At 72.2% G+C, this 17129-nt stretch carries 13 protein-coding genes; all 13 read left to right on the forward strand.

The window, feature by feature from the left end:
• Nucleotides 1-28: 28 nt before the first annotated feature.
• The 13 genes from JX005_RS15450 to JX005_RS15510 all read left to right on the forward strand — a co-directional run bounded on the left by JX005_RS15450 (nucleotide 29) and on the right by JX005_RS15510 (nucleotide 16909).
• Nucleotides 29-994, forward strand: coding sequence for an AAA family ATPase (locus JX005_RS15450; RefSeq protein WP_214468487.1), 966 nt, complete (start codon nucleotides 29-31; stop codon nucleotides 992-994).
• Complete coding sequence (locus JX005_RS15455) at nucleotides 991-2364, forward strand: DUF58 domain-containing protein (RefSeq protein WP_214468488.1); 1374 nt, start codon at nucleotides 991-993, stop codon at nucleotides 2362-2364. Before JX005_RS15450 ends, JX005_RS15455 begins: the two co-directional genes overlap by 4 nt.
• Nucleotides 2361-4877, forward strand: a complete 2517-nt coding sequence (locus JX005_RS15460) for a transglutaminase TgpA family protein (RefSeq protein WP_214468489.1) — start codon at nucleotides 2361-2363, stop codon at nucleotides 4875-4877. Before JX005_RS15455 ends, JX005_RS15460 begins: the two co-directional genes overlap by 4 nt.
• Nucleotides 4874-6364, forward strand: a complete 1491-nt coding sequence (locus JX005_RS15465) for a DUF5684 domain-containing protein (protein ID WP_214468490.1) — start codon at nucleotides 4874-4876, stop codon at nucleotides 6362-6364. Before JX005_RS15460 ends, JX005_RS15465 begins: the two co-directional genes overlap by 4 nt.
• Complete coding sequence (locus JX005_RS15470) at nucleotides 6361-7050, forward strand: hypothetical protein (protein WP_214468491.1); 690 nt, start codon at nucleotides 6361-6363, stop codon at nucleotides 7048-7050. Before JX005_RS15465 ends, JX005_RS15470 begins: the two co-directional genes overlap by 4 nt.
• A gap of 26 nt (nucleotides 7051-7076) precedes the next feature.
• Nucleotides 7077-8393, forward strand: coding sequence for an RDD family protein (locus JX005_RS15475; RefSeq protein ID WP_214468492.1), 1317 nt, complete (start codon nucleotides 7077-7079; stop codon nucleotides 8391-8393).
• Nucleotides 8390-12877 carry a type VII secretion EssC family protein gene (locus tag JX005_RS15480; RefSeq protein WP_214468493.1) on the forward strand — a complete coding sequence of 1496 codons (4488 nt, stop codon included), beginning with the start codon at nucleotides 8390-8392 and terminating at the stop codon, nucleotides 12875-12877. The genes JX005_RS15475 and JX005_RS15480 overlap by 4 nt, the downstream gene beginning before the upstream one ends.
• A gap of 106 nt (nucleotides 12878-12983) precedes the next feature.
• A complete protein-coding gene (locus JX005_RS15485; RefSeq protein ID WP_191766954.1) occupies nucleotides 12984-13271 on the forward strand; it encodes a WXG100 family type VII secretion target in 288 nt (95 codons plus the stop codon).
• Between the two features lie 61 nt (nucleotides 13272-13332).
• Nucleotides 13333-13647, forward strand: a complete 315-nt coding sequence (locus tag JX005_RS15490) for a hypothetical protein (RefSeq protein ID WP_214468494.1) — start codon at nucleotides 13333-13335, stop codon at nucleotides 13645-13647.
• 7 nt (nucleotides 13648-13654) lie between these two features.
• A complete protein-coding gene (locus tag JX005_RS15495; RefSeq protein WP_214468495.1) occupies nucleotides 13655-15007 on the forward strand; it encodes a hypothetical protein in 1353 nt (450 codons plus the stop codon).
• Nucleotides 15004-15711 carry a hypothetical protein gene (locus tag JX005_RS15500; protein ID WP_214468496.1) on the forward strand — a complete coding sequence of 236 codons (708 nt, stop codon included), beginning with the start codon at nucleotides 15004-15006 and terminating at the stop codon, nucleotides 15709-15711. Before JX005_RS15495 ends, JX005_RS15500 begins: the two co-directional genes overlap by 4 nt.
• Nucleotides 15708-16298, forward strand: a complete 591-nt coding sequence (locus JX005_RS15505; protein ID WP_214468497.1) for a hypothetical protein — start codon at nucleotides 15708-15710, stop codon at nucleotides 16296-16298. The genes JX005_RS15500 and JX005_RS15505 overlap by 4 nt, the downstream gene beginning before the upstream one ends.
• On the forward strand, nucleotides 16295-16909 hold the full coding sequence (locus tag JX005_RS15510) for a hypothetical protein (protein WP_214468498.1): 615 nt from the start codon (nucleotides 16295-16297) through the stop codon (nucleotides 16907-16909). The genes JX005_RS15505 and JX005_RS15510 overlap by 4 nt, the downstream gene beginning before the upstream one ends.
• The last annotated feature ends 220 nt before the right edge of the window (nucleotides 16910-17129 follow it).

Raw genomic sequence — 17129 nt, forward strand, 5'->3', positions numbered from 1 at the left:
ACCCCAGCAAGATGAACGAGGACAGCACATGACGATCACGCAGGAGCAGGCGACCTGGTTCGCCCAGACGTTCGGGCAGCTCGCCGACAACGTGGAGCGAGCCGTTCTCGGCAAGCGCCACATGGTCGAGCTCGTCCTGGTCGCCATGCTCAGCGAAGGCCATGTGCTGCTCGAGGACGTCCCGGGCACCGGCAAGACGTCGCTCGCGCGCGCGATGGCGCAGTCCGTGCAGGGGACGAACACGCGCATCCAGTTCACGCCCGATCTCCTCCCCGGAGACATCACCGGCATCAGCGTGTACGACCAGAAGGAGGGCGTGTTCGAGTTCCACGCCGGTCCGATCTTCGCCAACATCGTGCTGGCCGACGAGATCAACCGCGCGAGCCCCAAGACGCAGTCCGCGCTGCTCGAGGTGATGGAGGAGGGCCGCGTCACGATCGACGGGGTCTCGCGCCAGGTCGGTGTGCCCTTCCTCGTGCTGGCCACGCAGAACCCCGTGGAGCAGGCCGGAACCTACCGCCTCCCCGAAGCGCAGCTCGACCGCTTCATGATGCGCACCTCGCTCGGCTACCCCGACCACGCCGCGACCGTGCGCATCCTCGACGGCGCGGCGGTCGCGACCGCCGACCTCGCCCCGATCATCACGCCGCAGGCGCTCGTCGGAATGGCCGACCTCGCCGCCCAGGTCTACGTCGACGCGCTCGTGCTCGACTACATCGCCCGTCTCGTCGACAGCACCCGCTCGGCCGACGAGGTGCGGCTGGGCGTCAGCATCCGCGGTGCACTCGCGCTCGCACGCGCGAGCCGCACCCGCGCGGTCTCCCAGGGTCGCACCTTTGCGACGCCGGACGATGTGAAGGCGCTCGCCGTGCCCGTGCTCTCGCACCGCCTCATCCTCCACCCCGAGGCCGAGTTCGACGGCGTCACGCAGGAGGCCGTGATCGGCCAGGTGCTGCTCGACGTCGCCCCGCCCAGTCGCCGCGAGGCTGTATGAGCCTCACCGAGTCCCGCCTCACCCGCACCTCCGTCAACACGGGGTCCACGGGCCGCACCACCGTCACCGCCACCTCGGTGGCGTCGGGCGGTCGTTCGCGCGCCTTGGTGCGGGGAGTCGTGTGGGCCGCCGGTGCCTGGGCCGCGCTTCGGCGCGCAACCGCGGCAGCGGCTGGCTGGACCGCTCGCACGGTCCGGCCCGCAGGGGTGCTGGTCGTGCTCGCGGCGACGGTGGGACTCGGGCTGGGCTACGTCTTCGGCTGGGTCGAGTGGATGGTAGCCGGCGCCGCCGCACTCGTGCTGGTCGTGGCATCCATCCCCTTCCTCTTCGGCGCCCGGTCGTACGACGTCGGTCTGTCGCTCACCCACGAGCGGGTCGTGGCCGGCGACGGCGTCACCGGTGAGATCGTGGTCCGCAACGACGGCCACCGCATTGCGCTTCCGGGCCGCCTCGACATCCCGGTCGGCGCGGGTCTCGTCGAGTTCGGGGTGCCGTTTCTGCGCCCCGGGCACAGCGTCTCGCAGCCTCTCGAGATCCCCGGGCTCCGCCGGGGCATCGTCACGGTCGGACCCGTCACGACCGTGCGCAGCGACCCCATCGGCCTCCTGCGACGCGAGCACGCGTTCGAGGACGTCCACGACGTCTACGTGCATCCCCGCACGACGTCGATCCCCTCGACGAGCGCGGGCCTCATCCGCGATCTGGAGGGGAGTCCCACGCGCCGCCTCGTCGACTCGGACATGTCGTTCCACGCGATTCGGGAGTACACGTCGGGAGACTCGCGCCGGCAGATCCACTGGAAGTCGACGGCCAAGACCGGGCGGCTGATGGTGCGTCAGTACGAGGAGTCGCGGCGCTCGCGGATGGCGGTCGTGCTGGGCGTCGCCGAGTACGAGTACGCCGACGCCGACGAGTTCGAACTGGCCGTCTCCTGCGCCGCGTCGCTGGGGCTGCGCGCGGTCCGCGACGCGCGGGATGTCGAGGTCGTCACGGGGTCGGAGATCCCGCGTGTGGTGCGCGGTCGCCTGCGCGCGATCCGGCACATCCCCGCGGCATCCCCCCGCACCATGCTGGACGGCTTCAGCAGCGTGGAGCTGCTCGAGAGCACCATGCTCGTCGCGGACGTCTGCCGTCTGACGGCGGAGTCCGGCGACCGGCTGTCGATCGCCTTCGTCGTCGTCGGATCCCGCGTCACGCTCACGCGCCTGCAGCAGGCGGCGCTCGCCTTCCCCGTGGACACCACCGTCGTCGCCGTCATCTGCGACGAGCGGGCGCACCCGCGGATGCAGCCACTGTCGGCGCTCACGGTCCTCACTGTCGGCACCCTCGACGATCTGTCGGGCCTCCTCCTGCGGGGGGCGACGGCATGAGCGGGCGGAGGGATGCCTCGACCGGCGCCGACCGCACGCCCCGGGTCGTTCCGCGCATCGTCGTCGGGAGCCTGTTCGCCCTCATAGTCGTCCTGGTGGCGGCGGCAGCCGCCTGGCCGATCTACCGCTCGTGGTCGTTCGGGCCCCTCGTGACGGTCGCCGTTTCGATCGCGTCCGCGCTTGCGGCCGTCGCGACGCGCCGTCGGTGGAGCGGCTGGATCGTGGCCGGTGGGCTGCTCGTCGCGTTCTTCGTCATCGGCGTGCCGCTCGCCGTGCCCTCGCGCCTCGGCGGACCGGCCGACCTGCTGCGCGGCTTCGGCGAGCTGGCCTCGGGCGCGGTGCTCGGCTGGAAGGACCTCATCACGGTGGAGCTGCCGGTCGGCTCCTACCGCAATCTCCTCGTCCCCGCCCTCATCGTGTTCCTCGTCGGAACGTGCGTGCTGCTCCTGCTCGCCTGGCGCGCCGACCGCATCGCCTACGCGGCCGTCCCCGTCGCACTGGCGATGGTGTCGTTCGGGCTCTTCTTCGGCAGGACGACGGTGAGCGCGCCGATCACGCTCGGGCCGCTGTCCCTCTACGCCCCTGTCGAGACGGCGCTCGGTGCGCTCAGCCTGCTGTCGTGTCTGCTGTGGCTCGCGTGGCGCACCCACGACGAGCGCCTGCGCGCGCTGCAGCGGGCGGCCGCGTCCAGCGGGGTGCGCGTCTCGCGGCGGCCGTCGCGGGCGGACCGGCGGCGGACGGCGCTCGGCGCGGGAATGGTGGCGGCAGCCCTCGTCCTGGCGGTCGGCGTGGTCCCCTTCGCCGCGCGCGGCGCGGAGCGCGACGTGCTGCGGTCGGCCGTTGGACCGGAGATCGATCTCTCGGCCGCGGTCAGCCCGCTCGCCGAGTACCGCGCGCTGTTCACGGAGGAGCGGGCGCAGGACGTCCTCTTCACGGTCACGTCCGACTCGTCCCTGCCGGAGCGCGTGCGGCTCGCCACTCTCGACGCGTACGACGGCGAAGTGTTCCGCAGCGGTGGCGAAGGGTCGGTCGACGCGGGCCGTTTCGTGCGCGTGCCCTCATCGCTCGACGCCGGCGACGGCACGCCGATCGAGGCGACCATCGAGATCGAAGCACTCGACGGCATCTGGATGCCGACGGTCGGGCGCCTGTCGGGCGTCGAATTCGAGGGCGGTCGTGCCGCGGCCCTCGCGGATCGGTTCTACTACAACGCCGCCGCTTCGGCCGGGGTGCAGACAGCCGGCGGAGGACTCGCACCCGGCGACCGGTACGTCGCCTCGGGCGTCGAACCGGAGACGCCCGTTCTCAGCGAGATCGAGGCGCCGGGCGGCGCAGGCAGCGGTATCGCGGCGCCGGACAGTCTGAGGGCCTGGGTTGAAGCGCACCTCTCAGGCAGCGGAGGGGCGGCGCTTGCCGAGCTCGTCGGGCTGCTGCGCGAGCGCGGCTACCTCAGCCACGGACTCGACGACGGCGGTGACGAGGGGCCTGCCTGGGCGGACGCGCTGGCGGACTACCGCTTCCAGCCCAGCGCATCAGGGCATTCGCTCGCACGCGTCGACGCGATGTTCGGTCGGCTGCTGGAGCGGGAGGACGATCCGCGCGCGAAGGCATCCGGCAACTACGTCGCGGCGGTGGGCGACGACGAGCAGTTCGCCGTCGCGGTCGCCTTGATCGCGCGCGAGCTCGGATTCCCGTCGAGGGTGGTGCTCGGCGCGCGCCTCGGTGAGACGCAGCCCGGTCTCACCTCGTGCGACGAGGGCGTGTGCCAGGCGCAGGACCTCTCGGCGTGGACCGAGGTGCAGTCCGCCGACGGGGACTGGGTCTCCGTCGACGTGACACCGCAATGGGACGAGTCGCCCAGCCTCGACGTCACCGAGCAGCGCGACCCGGAGATCGTCACCGAGGTGCGCCCCGACACGGTCGAAGAGGTGCTCCCGCCCGATCCGCTCCAGGAGGACTCCGCCACGAGCGACCCCGCGGTCGAGGAGACGGGTCTCGACCTCGCCTGGCTGTGGCCGATCCTGCGCACCACCGGTGTCGCCCTGCTGATCCTCGGGCTCGCGCTCGGGCCCTTCCTCGTGGTCATCGGGGCCAAGGCCGCCCGGCGTCGCGGCCGTCGGCGGGCGCTTTCGCCGGCGACGCGCATCGCCGGAGGGTGGGAGGAGTACGTGGATGCCGCGATCGACGCCGGTCGCGAAGCGCCGCGCACGCACACCCGCCGCGAGCTCGCACTCGGCTTCGGCTCGGGCGCCGGGCTCCGACTCGCTGACACCGCCGACCGCGCCGTATTCTCGTCCGGAGACGCGACGGAGACCGACGCCGCGGAGTACTGGCGGTGGGTCGACGACGAGCGTCGCCTCCTCGCAACGGAGCGAGGGTTCTGGAGAAGGCTTGCCGTGACCGTATCGTTGAGATCGTTCGTCCGACACCTGGCACCTCCCACGGGTGCCCGCACGCGTTTCGCCGAGAGGGGGAGGCGCCGGGCAGTCCAGCCCGTGCGACCGATGCCATGAATGCCGATGCATCCGCCACCGTCGCCGGGATCCTGATCTCGCTGCTCGCGGTCGCCGCCGTCTACGTCTGGACGGCGCTCGCGCTCTCCGCCGTGTTCCGCAAGTCGGGCGAGGAGTCGTGGAAGGCGTGGGTTCCGGTCCTCAACGTCATCGTGCTGCTGCAGCTCGGGGGTCTGTCGCCCTGGCTCGTACTGCTGGCGCTCGTTCCCGTGCTCGGCGGGGTCGCGCTGTGGGTGTTCATCGTGATCGCCTGCTATCGGGTCAACGTCGCCTTCGGATTCGGCGTCGGCATGACCGTGCTCGCCGCGCTGCTGTTCCCGGTGTGGGCGACGGTGCTCGGCTTCGGCTCCGCCCGCTGGGTGGGTGCCGACCACGCCGCGGGCGTGCGCCGCTCCACCGCCGAGTCCGAAGCCCGTGTCCCGGGCTTCACGCCCGCCGACGCCGGACCGCCCCCGCCGCTGCCCGGCACCGGGAGCGCGGCCGCGCCCCACGCCTGGGCTCCCGCGCCGACGGCTGCGATGCCCCCGGCGCCCCCCGTGCCGCCGGCTCCTGCTTCCGGCGCGCCTCGTGCCGCCGGTGCCCCGGCCGCTCTGGCCGCTGCCGACGAGCCGATCTCCTTCGTGCCGGTGACCGGTGCGTCGCGGCCCGTGCCCCCCGCGGCGTTCGACTACACCGAGCCCTCGCACCCGAACATCCCCCCGCGGCCGGCCGATCCGTCCCCGGTGCTCGGCGAGGAGTCCGCACCCGCGCCCGCCACGTCGGCACGCGCCAATCAGAACTGGGGCGGCTTCGATCTCGGCGCCGTCGTCGAGCTGACCGGTGAGGTCACTGCAGCCGTCAGCGGCGCACCGCATCCGATCGCCGCCGTCCCCGGGGTCGCCGCCGACCAGCCGGACGAGGACTCCGATCCCCGGCCCGCCGTCACCCGCGTGCCCGCCGCACGTCCTGCGCCGACCGTCGAGCCCTGGGCTCCGGCGCGCTCGCCGCTTCCTGAGGGCGACGCCTTCCCGGAGGCGTCCGGCGAGGTGTCGGCGGTCGCCGGAGCACCGGATGCCGGAACCCCGCGCTCCGCGCGGACCTCGGTCTCCGCGCAGCACGTCCTGCCCGAGATCCCCGACGACGTCGACGAGACGGTGATCGCGAACCGCCGCAAGGGGAAGTGGTCCCTCCAGTTGCCGACCGGCAGTTCGGTCGACCTCGATGCGGATGTCGTGCTCGTCGGACGCCGGCCGGCGCGGAGCACCGCGTTCCCCGACGCGCAGCTCGTCGTGGTCGACGACGGCACCGTCTCCAAGACGCACCTGCGCCTCGAGCGCAACGGCGACGAGTGGTCGGTGACCGACCTGCACTCCACCAACGGCACGATCCTCATCGCCTCCGACGGCGCCGAACGCGAGATCCCGCCCGGTGCCGCGCATCGCGCCCCCGCTCGGCTGCTCCTGGGCGATGCCGAGCTGCGGCTGCTGGCGGACGATACGAGCCGATGACGCCGGTCGACCCCGTGAACGCGTCCGATCCGGGCGCGGACGCCACAGCGCCTCCCGACGAGGCTGTCGACGACGCCACCGTGGTCTCGGTGCGGCGGCGCGGAGCGCCCGACCCGGTGGACCGTGACACGGCGGTGTCGTCCCGCCGGCGCCGGGAGCCCGGTGCCGTCGATGATGCGACGGTGCTATCGGCCCGCCGTCGCGGTGCGCCGGATCCCGTCGACGACGAGACGGTGGTGTCTGTGCGACGCCGCAGCGCGCCTGACGTGGCAGATGCGGCAGACGCGGCAGACGACACCGTGCTGTCGCGCCGGGCGGTGTCCGCCGCCGAAACCGCCCGGGAGGTGGAGGCCACGCTGCTGCGGCCGCCGCCCCCACGGTCCGACGACGCCGATCGCCGCCCGGCCGCGGCGACCCGCGCAGAGGGCGGCCGCGATGCGCGCATCCCCGACGCGCAGGTTCTCCGCACGCCTGTCCCCCCGCGTCCGGTGCCGCCGGTGAGCGCGGTGCGCGCCCCGTCGCCCGCACGCCCGCCGAGCCCTGATCGACCGGCGCCGGCCGGTGACCATGAGAGTCTGGAGCGTGCAGCACGGACCCGCGACCGCCGGCGGACGCTGATCGTGGTGCTCGCCGCCGCGGCGGTGGCCCTCGGATCGGCGGGTGCGCTCGTGTTCCTGCTGATGTGACGGCGACCGGTGACCTGAGGATGACGATGACCGACCCTGCCGCTTCCGCCCGCCTCGTGCGGGAGGAGCCCTTCGACGAGAGCCCCGTGACGCCCGAGGCGGCGGCGCGGCTCGGGATCGTGCCCGCCGGGCTCGGATTCCGCTCGCTCGCGTTCGCGATCGATGTCGCCGTCTGGCTGGTGCTGGCCGCGCCGCTGATCGCCGGAGTGATCATGTTCGTCCTGGGCGACACCTCGCTGCTGCCCGTGATCCTCATCGCGGCCGGCTGGGCGCTGACCGCGATCTTCGTCCTGATCCAGCTGATCCTCCACGGGCGTCGCGGCGTCACGACCGGCAAGGCCGCACTTCGCCTGCGCTCGATCTCCGCGGCCGACCTCGGGCGTCCCGGGTTCTGGCGGGTGGTCCTGCGCGCCGTCGTCCTGGCGGTGAGCACGGTCGTCCTGGTGGTCGTCGGCCCGGCGGTGCTGTTCGCCTCGAGCCTCGCCGATCCGCAGCGGCGCGGGCGCAGCATCCTGGACCGCATCGGCCGATGCTGGGTCATCGACGCGCGTGCGGGGCTCGACCCGTTCGACGCCAAGGCGCTCCGCCACGCGCGGCGCGCGCTGCGCGATCGCCCCGACGACACCGAGGAGCTGCCCTCCATGGCGAGCGGCGCGCCGGCGGAGTCGGCCCTGCGCATCCCCGACGCGCGTTCGCGCGCCGGGGTGGTCGGACCCGGAGGCACCGGGGCGCAGTGGGCGCTCGCGCGCTCGGGCGACGAAGGCGTCATCGACGGAGTGCCGGGAGTGGATGCCACGCCGCCGGTCCCCGTCGCGCAGAGCTTCGCGCCCGCGGCCGAGAGCTTCGCGGCGCCGGCTGCGACCGCTGCCTCCTTCCCGGCACCCGCGGCCGCCGCCCCCACCCCTGCACCCGTCGCGCCGACTCCGGCCCCCGCTCCGGCCCCCGCGCCCGCCGAGGTCGTTCAGGTCGTCGGTGCCGCCCCGGCCGCCGGGCTGCGTCGTGCGCAGGCCATGGTCCGCTTCGACGACGGCTCCGTCGTGCGCGTGCCCGTGCTCGGCCTCATCGGCCGCGACCCCGAGCCCGCCGCGGGCGAGACCGCCGACGCCGTCGTGCGGCTGGACGATCCGCAGCGGCTCATGTCGAAGACACACGCCGCCTTCGGGCAGGATGCCGAGGGCGTGTGGGTCGGCGACCGCGGTTCGCGCAACGGCACGCAGCTCCTCTCGCCCGGCGGCGATGTCGTCGACGTGCCGGCGGGGGAGCGGATGCGGGTGCCCGTGGGCTGGACCGTGCAGATCGGCGGCAGGACGTTCGAGCTCGTTCCGAGAGGTGCTGATTCGTGAAGCTGAAGCTGGGTCTGCGTCGAGGCGTCGGATCCACCGTCGACGTGCTCGTGACCGCTGATTCGACGGCGACCGTGCAGGACGTCGCGCGTGCCCTCGCGGAGGGTGACGCGCTGGCCGCCCCGGGCGGGGTGAACGCGAGCGACGTGCCCACGCTGCTCGTCGCCTCGCCGGCGGGTCGACCCGTGCACCTCGACCCGTCGGCGTCCATCGCGGATGCGCCGATCGGCTCGGGATTCGACGCCTCCATCGTGCCTGCCGTGCACGGCGCCGGAGCGGATGGCGCGGTGACCGCGGCGGTCATGCGCATCCACAGCGGGCCCGACGCCGGCCGCACGATCGCGCTGCCGGCGGGGACGACGGTGATCGGCCGGGTCTCTCCCGCCCAGGTGCTGCTGGATGACCCCCTGGTCTCGAAGCGTCACGCCCGCGTCGAGGTCGACCAGTCCATCGAGCTCGTCGACCTCAACTCCGCGAACGGCCTCATCGTCGACGGCGGGCTCGTGCAGCGCGTCCGCGTGATTCCCGGGCAGAAGATCACGATCGGCGCGACGGAGGTCTCGTTCTCCCTCGTCCCGCGCGTGGAGACCGACGCGTCCCTCGTGCTCGAGCGCGGCGGCGCGCTGATGTTCAACCGCTCGCCGCGCGTGGAGGACCGCTACGCGGGGCAGGAGTTCCGGCATCCGATCATCCCGAACGAGGCCGACCCGCGGATCTTCCCGTGGCCCATGATCATGGCCCCGGTGCTGCTGGGCCTCGCGATGTTCGCCGTCACGCAGCGCCCCACGTCGCTGCTCATCGTCGCGATGGCGCCCCTCATGATGCTGGGCAACTTCATCGGCCAGCGCACCCAGCAGGGCAAGAAGCTCCAGCTGGAGATCGAGACGTTCGAGACCCAGCTCGACGAGCTCGAGGAGCAGCTCGAGATGGAGGAGATCGTCGAGCGCGAGCGGCGGCGCGCCGAGGCCCCGGCGACGGCGACCGTGTACGAGAACGCGATGGCGCTCGGGCCGATGCTGTGGACCCGGCGGCCGGAGCACTGGAACTTCCTGGGGCTGCGCCTCGGGGTCGGTGCGGGGCACAGCCGCAACACGGTGCAGGAGGCGAACGACCAACGCGGCATCGCGCAGTACTCGCAGCAGGTGCGGAAGCTCCGGGACCGGTTCGCGCACATCGACGACGTGCCCGTGATCGAGCTGCTGCCGTCCGCCGGCGCGATCGGCATCGCGGGCCCCCGCGAGCTCGCCGCCGATGTGGTGCGTGGACTCGGCGTGCAGCTGTTCGGCCTGCACGCCCCCAACGAGGTCGTCACCGCCGCCATCGTCGACCCCGGCTGGACCGGCGACATGGAGTGGATGAAGTGGCTGCCGCACACCACCAGTCCGCGCTCGCCGTTCGCGGAGATGGCCCTCGCCGACAGCCAGTCGGCCGGCACGGCCCTGCTCAACGGACTCGAGGAGGCCATCCTCGAGCGCCTGTCGGGATCGGCCACGCACCGCGGCCCGCTGGCCGCGAGCGAGGTCTCGATGGCGCTGGGCAAGCACGTCGGCGAGCAGCGGGGCGGCGGCGGCTCGGCCGCCGGAGACGTATCGCTCGTCCTCTTCGTCACGCACGACGCGCCGGTTGATCGGCCGCGACTCACCCAGGTCATCGAGCGAGGGCCGGATGCCGGTGTCTACACCGTCTTCGTCGCGCCGACCGTCGAGTCGCTCCCGGCATCGTGCCGCACGTACATCGACGTCAGCAACGGGCTCGACGAGGCGACCGTCGGGTGGGTGCGCGCGGGCGACCGGGCCCAGAGCGTCGCGATCGAGGGCGTCTCGCGCGAATACGCCGAGATTTTCGCCAAGCGGCTCGCGCCCGTCGTCGACTCGAGCTCGGTCGCGGCCGACTCGTCCGACCTTCCGGCCAGCGTCTCGCTCCTGCGCCTCATCGGCACCGACATGGCGGCCGAGCCGCAGGCGGCCGTCGAGCGCTGGCGGCAGAACAACTCGATCATCGACCGCACGCGCGGCCCCCGGCCGCGACTGCGGCGCGCCGGGACGCTCAAGGCGTACGTCGGCCAGGGGAGTCCCGATGCGATGTCGCTCGACCTTCGCACGCAGGGCCCGCACGCGCTCGTCGGCGGGACCACCGGGTCGGGCAAGTCCGAGTTCCTCCAGGCGTGGGTGCTCGGCATGGCGGCGGAGTACAGCCCCGATCGCGTGACCTTCCTGTTCGTCGACTACAAGGGCGGGTCGGCGTTCGCCGACTGCGTCGAGCTGCCGCACACGGTCGGCCTCGTGACCGACCTGAGCCCGCATCTCGTCCGTCGCGCCCTCACCAGCCTGCGCGCCGAGCTCCACCATCGGGAGCACCTGTTCAACCGGAAGAAGGCCAAGGACCTCCTCGAGCTCGAGAAGCGCCAGGATCCCGAGACCCCGCCGGCACTGGTGCTCGTCATCGACGAGTTCGCGGCCCTCGCCACGGAGGTGCCCGAGTTCGTCGACGGCGTCGTCGACATCGCCCAGCGCGGCCGATCGCTGGGCATCCATCTGATCATGGCGACGCAGCGCCCGGCGGGCGTCATCAAGGACAACCTCCGCGCCAACACGAACCTCCGCGTCGCGCTGCGGATGGCGGATGCCGCGGACTCCAACGACGTCGTCGGCGACGCGGTGGCGTCGACGTTCGACCCGTCGATCCCGGGTCGCGGCATCGCCAAGACCGGTCCCGGCCGCCTCGTGCCGTTCCAGTCCGGCTACGCCGGCGGGTGGACGGCGGAAGAGCCCGACCGCGCCCAGGTGCGCGTGGCCGAGCTGCGCTTCGGCTCGGTCACGCTGTGGGAGGCGGACGGCGACAGCGAGTCCGACACGCACGACGAGGACCTCGGGCCGAACGACCAGAAGCGGCTGGTGGCGAACCTCGTGGCCGCCGCCGGCGAGGCGCGGATCCCCGCCCCCCGGCGACCCTGGCTCGACGATCTCGCGGGCACGATCGACCTGCGCGACCTGCCCCTCGAGGGCGACCAGCGCATCCCGATCGGGCTTGCCGACATCCCGCAGCGGCAGCTTCAGGAGGCGGTGTACTTCCAGCCCGACACCGACGGCCATATGCTCGTCTACGGCACGAGCGGCGCGGGTAAGAGCGCAGCTCTCCGCACGATCGGCATCGCCGCGGGCGCACGGCCCGACCTCGGGCGGGTCGCCGTGTACGGAATCGATTTCGGAACCGGTGCCCTCCGCTCGATGGAGATCATGCCGCACGTCGGGTCGGTCGTCTCGGGCGACGACGTCGAGCGCGTGCAGCGGCTGCTGCGCACTCTGCGCGGAGTCCTCGACGACCGCGCGAAGCGGTACTCCGACGTGAACGCCGCCACCCTCACCGAGTACCGGCAGATCACCGGCGACACGGCCGAGCCGCGCATCATCCTGCTGCTCGACGGGTTCGGCGTCTTCAAGCAGGACTGGGAGACGTCGTCGACGCGCTCTGCCTTCTACGGCATCTTCATGCGTCTCCTGGGCGAAGGCCGGCCGCTCGGTGTGCACGTCGTCGCAACGGCGGACCGCTACGGAGCGGTGCCCACGGCGGTCAGCGCCAACGTCACCAAGCGCATCGTGCTGCGGATGTCGGACGAGGGCGCCTACTCGATCCTCGGCGTCGCCAAGGACGTCCTCAATGAGCGCAGCGTCCCGGGCCGGGCGATCGTCGACGGCCTCGAGACCCAGGTCGCGGTCATCGGGGGCACCACCAACGTCGCCGAGCAGAATGCCGCGGCCGAGGCATTCGCCGCCGCGCTGCGCGCCTCCGGTGCCGTCGAGGCCAAGAACATCGGGTCGCTGCCGGTCGAGCTCGACGCCGCCGAGCTGCCGGCGCGCGTGGGGGAGTTCCCCGCACTCGGCATCGGCGACGACACGCTCGGGCCCAAGGGCTTCGAGCCGGTCGGCACGTTCGTCGTCGCGGGACCGCCGCAGAGCGGCAAGACCACCGCGCTGCGCGGCATCGTGGCGTCGCTCGAACGATTCGACCCCGACGTCGAGCTGTTCCACGTCGGCGGGCGCCGTGCCGCGCTGCGCGACTACCGTCCGTGGAAGCAGGCGGTGTCGGCCATCGAGGACGTCCGGGCGTTCGCGAAGGAGCTCAAGGACGTGGTGGCGGACGAGTCGACCACGCGGCGCATCGCCATCGTGGTGGAGAACATCACCGAGTACGGCGACACCGACGCCGAGCGCCCGCTCAAGGAGCTCTTCCAGGCGATCAACCGCAGCGATCACTTCCTCGTCGCAGACGGCGACGTGGCGCAGCTGAGCAGCGGCTACGGCCTGATCGGCGAGCTGAAGGGCGGCCGCCACGGCATCGCGCTGCGGCCGGAGACCTACGACGGCGACTCGCTGTTCAAGGTGCCCTTCCCGAAGGTGCAGCGTCACGAGTTCCCCGCCGGGCGCGGGCTCTTCGTCGAGAACGGGCAGGTCGTCACCGTGCAGCTGCCGCTGGTCGCGGAGTAGACGAGGCGAAAGCCCCCCATGGGGAATCCTCCCCATGGGAGGCTTTCGCCCGCTCGGTTAGCCTGGCGGGGGGCCAGAGCGGTCCGAGGTTTCGAAGGGAATGACGATGGCGGATTTCAAGGCTTCTTACGGTGAGATGGAAGCGATGTCGGGCAAGCTCGACAGCGGTCGCGAGGAGATCGGCGACATTCTGCGTCGCCTGAAGAGCGATGTGGACCGTCTGCTCGGCGACGACTTCAAGACGCAGCACGCGTCGGGGAAGTTCGGCGAGGGCTACACCGAGCTGACCACGGGTCTGGAGAAGGCCATCGAGGGCATCGCCGACATGGGCGAGTCGCTGCGCAAGATGCAGCAGGCGATCAAGGACACCGACCAGGCACTCGCCGGCAACTGACCATCCCGCGGCGGCGGCGGCCTGAGGCCGCCGCCCCGCCGCGCCATGCGGGGGCGAAGAAGTGCCTGACATCTACCTCAACATGCAGGAGCTCGACGAGGTGCTCGCCGGACTGAATGCGTCGATCGACGAGTTCGACACGGCGACCGGCGTCGCCGACGGCATCGCCGAGGCGATCGGCCGGCCCGACGGCCGGGGGTCGCTCCACGGCAAGGCCAACGATTTCGAGGACGACTGGAACAACACGCGCGGCGAGTTGAAGGACAACCTCGATCAGATCCGCACCCATCTCCAGGACGTCATCGACGGCTGGCGGAACTGGGACGCCGAGGCCGCCGCGGCGATGCAGTCGTCTGCTCCCGACAACGCGGTGTGAGGACACGATGACTCTTCGCTCCCCTGAGAACCACCTCCTGCGTCGGCTGGAGGGAACGCCCGGCGATGTGCGCCGGTACGGCCAGGACCTCGTCGATGCGGGCGCGGTCATGCGCCGCACCGCGACGCAGCTCAAGCGCATCAGCGAGGGCACGCGCCAGATCGCCGAGTCGGTCGACGCCGTCCGCGAGGTCGCGGGCGAGACGTATCCCGACCTCGAGAAGGCGGCGACGCGGTACGAGCGCACCGGCGGGGTCCTGAAGACCTACGCCGCCGCCCTCGACACGGCGCAGGTCGCGATCCACCCGCTGATCCCGCAGATCGAGGAGGCCCATGAGGCCGTCCGGACGGCGAGGTCCGATGAAGCCGACGCCGATCGCCTCGTGCGCGACCACCGGCACCAGATGCCGTGGGAGGACGACGTCTCGGACACCCAGAAGCAGGAGGCTCTGGACGCGCAGAGCACCGCCGAGACGAGGCGGGAGAACGCCGAGTCCGATCTGACCGCGCTCTGGGGCACCTTCGACCGCAAGTTCTCCACGTGGTCCGACGCCTACGACGATGCCGTCGACGGCATCGAGGAGGCCTTCGACGCGGCCGACAACAACGACGCGTGGGGAGAGGACCTGCTGCCGGTGCTCGGGTGGATCGCGGTCGGCCTGGCCGTCGTCGCGATCTTCGTGACCGGCCCGATCGCGCTGGCGATCGCCGCGATCGGCGCGGTCGTCGCGCTGGTGATGGTCGCGATCAACGTCTTGAAGTACGCCAAGGGCCGGGGGAACTGGCTCGATCTGACCCTGTCGATCGTGGGCGTCATCCCGTTCGCGCGGCCGCTCATCACCGGCGCCCGGGGCGGCATCGCCGCGCTGCGCGGTGTCTCGGCCACGTTCTCCGCAGGGCGCGGCATCATGCGCGCGTCGGTGCGGTCGACGTTCCCCCGCTTCGGGTACACCCCGATGTCGGGCGGGCCGTTCTCGCGGCTCGCGACCCTCGGCGGCAACGCATGGGCCGGCACGCGCAACGCTTACTACGCCGTGCGGTCGGGGATGCGCTCGTCCGCGCTGCTCGGACGCTTCTCGATGCGTGACCTGTTCGTGGATCGTCCCGTGCTGAACCTCTGGCGCGGCGGGCACAACTCGGTGACCAGCTTCTCGAACTTTTTGATGCGCAACGGTTCGCGCGTGGGGGACGACGCGGTGGTCTGGGCGAACTCCGCCGAGGTGGCCTCCTTCGCCCCCTCACGGTTCGCCGAGGTCGCCTCCCGCTTCGAGTCGGTTGCGACGTGGGGCATAAACTTCGACTTCATGGGCACGCAGTTCTCCGGAGGCTACAGCGAGGCGAGAGCGGGTCTGGCGTCGTGACGTCACCGCACTCGTCCTTCGTCTACGCCATCGGCGACGAGGCCGACGCGGCGCGCGAGCGCAGCATCGGGCCGCGCTGGATGCCGATGAGCATCGGCCTCATCGCCTCGGCGGTGTTCATCATCGTCACGATCGTCAACATCTTCGCGTCCGGCATCCCGAACCCGGTGGACGGCACGTCCGCCTGGGACTCCGAGGTGCCCTTCCCGCTCATCCCGCTGCCCAGCTGGCTGACGGTGCCCTTCGGGCTCGCCCCGCTGCTCACGGCCGTGCTGCTGTGGAAGGTCGTCGACGCGCGCCACAAGGGCCTGCTGACGAACACCATCGTGTACTCGCTCACGGTGTTCCTGCTCCTGCCGATCATGCTGTCGTGGGCCTACCCCGAGCCGGGCGGCATCGCCGACGGCGATCGCAGCCTCGGCTGGCACTGGCTCGGAGCTCCGCTCGCGCTGGTCGGCGCCGTCGTCCTGATCGTCCGCCGCACGACGCTGCCCGCCTCGCCGGTGCCACCGGTGGAGCACGACGCGTTCTTCCTCGAGGAGGTGGAGCTCCGCCGCAAGGCGCGCTACGACAAGAAGGCGCGGGCGCGGCTGGATGACGATCTCGCCGACCTGCACGCTCGCCAGGCCGCGGCGCGCGCGGCCGGCCGGCCCGCGGCCGAGCAGCCCGGCACCGCCGGCGAGCAGCCCGGACGAGACGGATGACGGGGCCGGCCGCAGCACAGCCCGCACTCGGCTTCTCGATGCTCTTCCCGCCCGGGTGGCGCGAGTTCCGCACCGATGTCGACAGCGAGCGCCGGCTCACCGAGCTCGCCACGCGCGGCGCCCGCGACGCGGGGCGCGCCGACGTCGCCCTCGCGATCCGCCAGCACATCCACCGCCTGTTCGAGGGTCTGCGGCGGCGCCGCGCTCTGGGCGTGCACCTGCCCGTCGTCACCACCGACGACTCGGTGCTGCCGGCGTCGCTCACCGTGGTGCCGGTGCGGTTCGCGCCCGGCGGCCTCGCTCGCGCCGTCGCGGATCGAGCGGACGACTCCGCGGTCGAAGAGGTCGACGCGACCGGCGCTCGGTGGTACCGCTGGTACGAGCGGGCGAACGATCTCGAGGGGCAGGATGCCGCGGCATCGGTCACCCTCAACTACATGATCCCGCGCCCCGACGACGCGGGCGCCCTGCACCTCCTCTACGCCTACACCGTCCTTGCCGAGGACCGCGGCGAACAGCCCGACCGCTCGCTCGAGACGCTCGGCCACGGGATCATCGGCACGTTCGAATGGGGCCGGCCGGCATGACCGACTACGTCATCGACCTCGACGACCGCGACTGGCTCGCAGTGCCGCCGGTCTTCCCCTATCTCGACTGGCCGGATGCCGATGCCTGGGCGGCGGCGATCGCGAGCGCAGCCCTCCCCGACGACCCCGAGCGCCGGGCGGCGTTCGAGCGCGCGGCGCGCAACGTCGCCTCGGAGCGACCGGAGGATGTCGACCACGTGCTGTGGTTCGCTCCCGAGGACGGCCGCGCGATGGGGGTCGCCTTCCTCAGCGTGTACGCTGACGCGCCGGCGGATGTCGACCTCGAGGAGGTCGCGATGCTCGGCATCGACTCGCCCACGGCGCCCCAGGTGGTCGCGCACGCGTCCGAGCGCTTCGGCACGGTCGTGCAGGCGGCGGCGACGGTGCGGCTGGCCGACGTCGCCGCCGATCCCGAGACGGCGCACGGCGTGGCCGGCAGCATCCGGACGGTGGCCGCGGCATCCGATCTGCTGTTCGTCCTCAACGCGGTAGACGAGGACTTCGTCGCGCTGGCGGTCATGCAGCAGCCGATGATCGACCTGTTCGAGCGCATCGAGCTGCTGGCAGACGATGACGCCGTGGCCGATGCGGTCCGGCGTCTGGCGCCGTAGCGGCGCGATGGGGCGAGCATGGGGAATGGTCCCCATGTGCACCTGAGCGCGCTCGGGTTAGCGTTGAGGCACCGGGTCGGACCCGGTCCACGACGAAGGGAATGACGATGGCGGATTTCAAGGCTTCTTACGGTGAGATGGAAGCGATGTCGGGCAAGCTCGACAGCGGTCGCGAGGAGATCGGCGACATTCTGCGTCGCCTGAAGAGCGATGTGGACCG

Source organism: Microbacterium flavescens, from assembly GCF_018588945.1.
Classification (GTDB): domain Bacteria; phylum Actinomycetota; class Actinomycetes; order Actinomycetales; family Microbacteriaceae; genus Microbacterium; species Microbacterium flavescens.

Bases quoted from the DNA above. Each gene is read 5' to 3' on its own strand.
- JX005_RS15450 (WP_214468487.1), top strand. From the start codon at position 29: ATGACGATCACGCAGGAGCAGGCGACCTGGTTCGCCCAGACGTTCGGG.
- JX005_RS15455 (WP_214468488.1), top strand. From the start codon at position 991: ATGAGCCTCACCGAGTCCCGCCTCACCCGCACCTCCGTCAACACGGGG.
- JX005_RS15460 (WP_214468489.1), top strand. From the start codon at position 2,361: ATGAGCGGGCGGAGGGATGCCTCGACCGGCGCCGACCGCACGCCCCGG.
- JX005_RS15465 (WP_214468490.1), top strand. From the start codon at position 4,874: ATGAATGCCGATGCATCCGCCACCGTCGCCGGGATCCTGATCTCGCTG.
- JX005_RS15470 (WP_214468491.1), top strand. From the start codon at position 6,361: ATGACGCCGGTCGACCCCGTGAACGCGTCCGATCCGGGCGCGGACGCC.
- JX005_RS15475 (WP_214468492.1), top strand. From the start codon at position 7,077: ATGACCGACCCTGCCGCTTCCGCCCGCCTCGTGCGGGAGGAGCCCTTC.
- JX005_RS15485 (WP_191766954.1), top strand. From the start codon at position 12,984: ATGGCGGATTTCAAGGCTTCTTACGGTGAGATGGAAGCGATGTCGGGC.
- JX005_RS15495 (WP_214468495.1), top strand. From the start codon at position 13,655: ATGACTCTTCGCTCCCCTGAGAACCACCTCCTGCGTCGGCTGGAGGGA.
- JX005_RS15505 (WP_214468497.1), top strand. From the start codon at position 15,708: ATGACGGGGCCGGCCGCAGCACAGCCCGCACTCGGCTTCTCGATGCTC.
- JX005_RS15510 (WP_214468498.1), top strand. From the start codon at position 16,295: ATGACCGACTACGTCATCGACCTCGACGACCGCGACTGGCTCGCAGTG.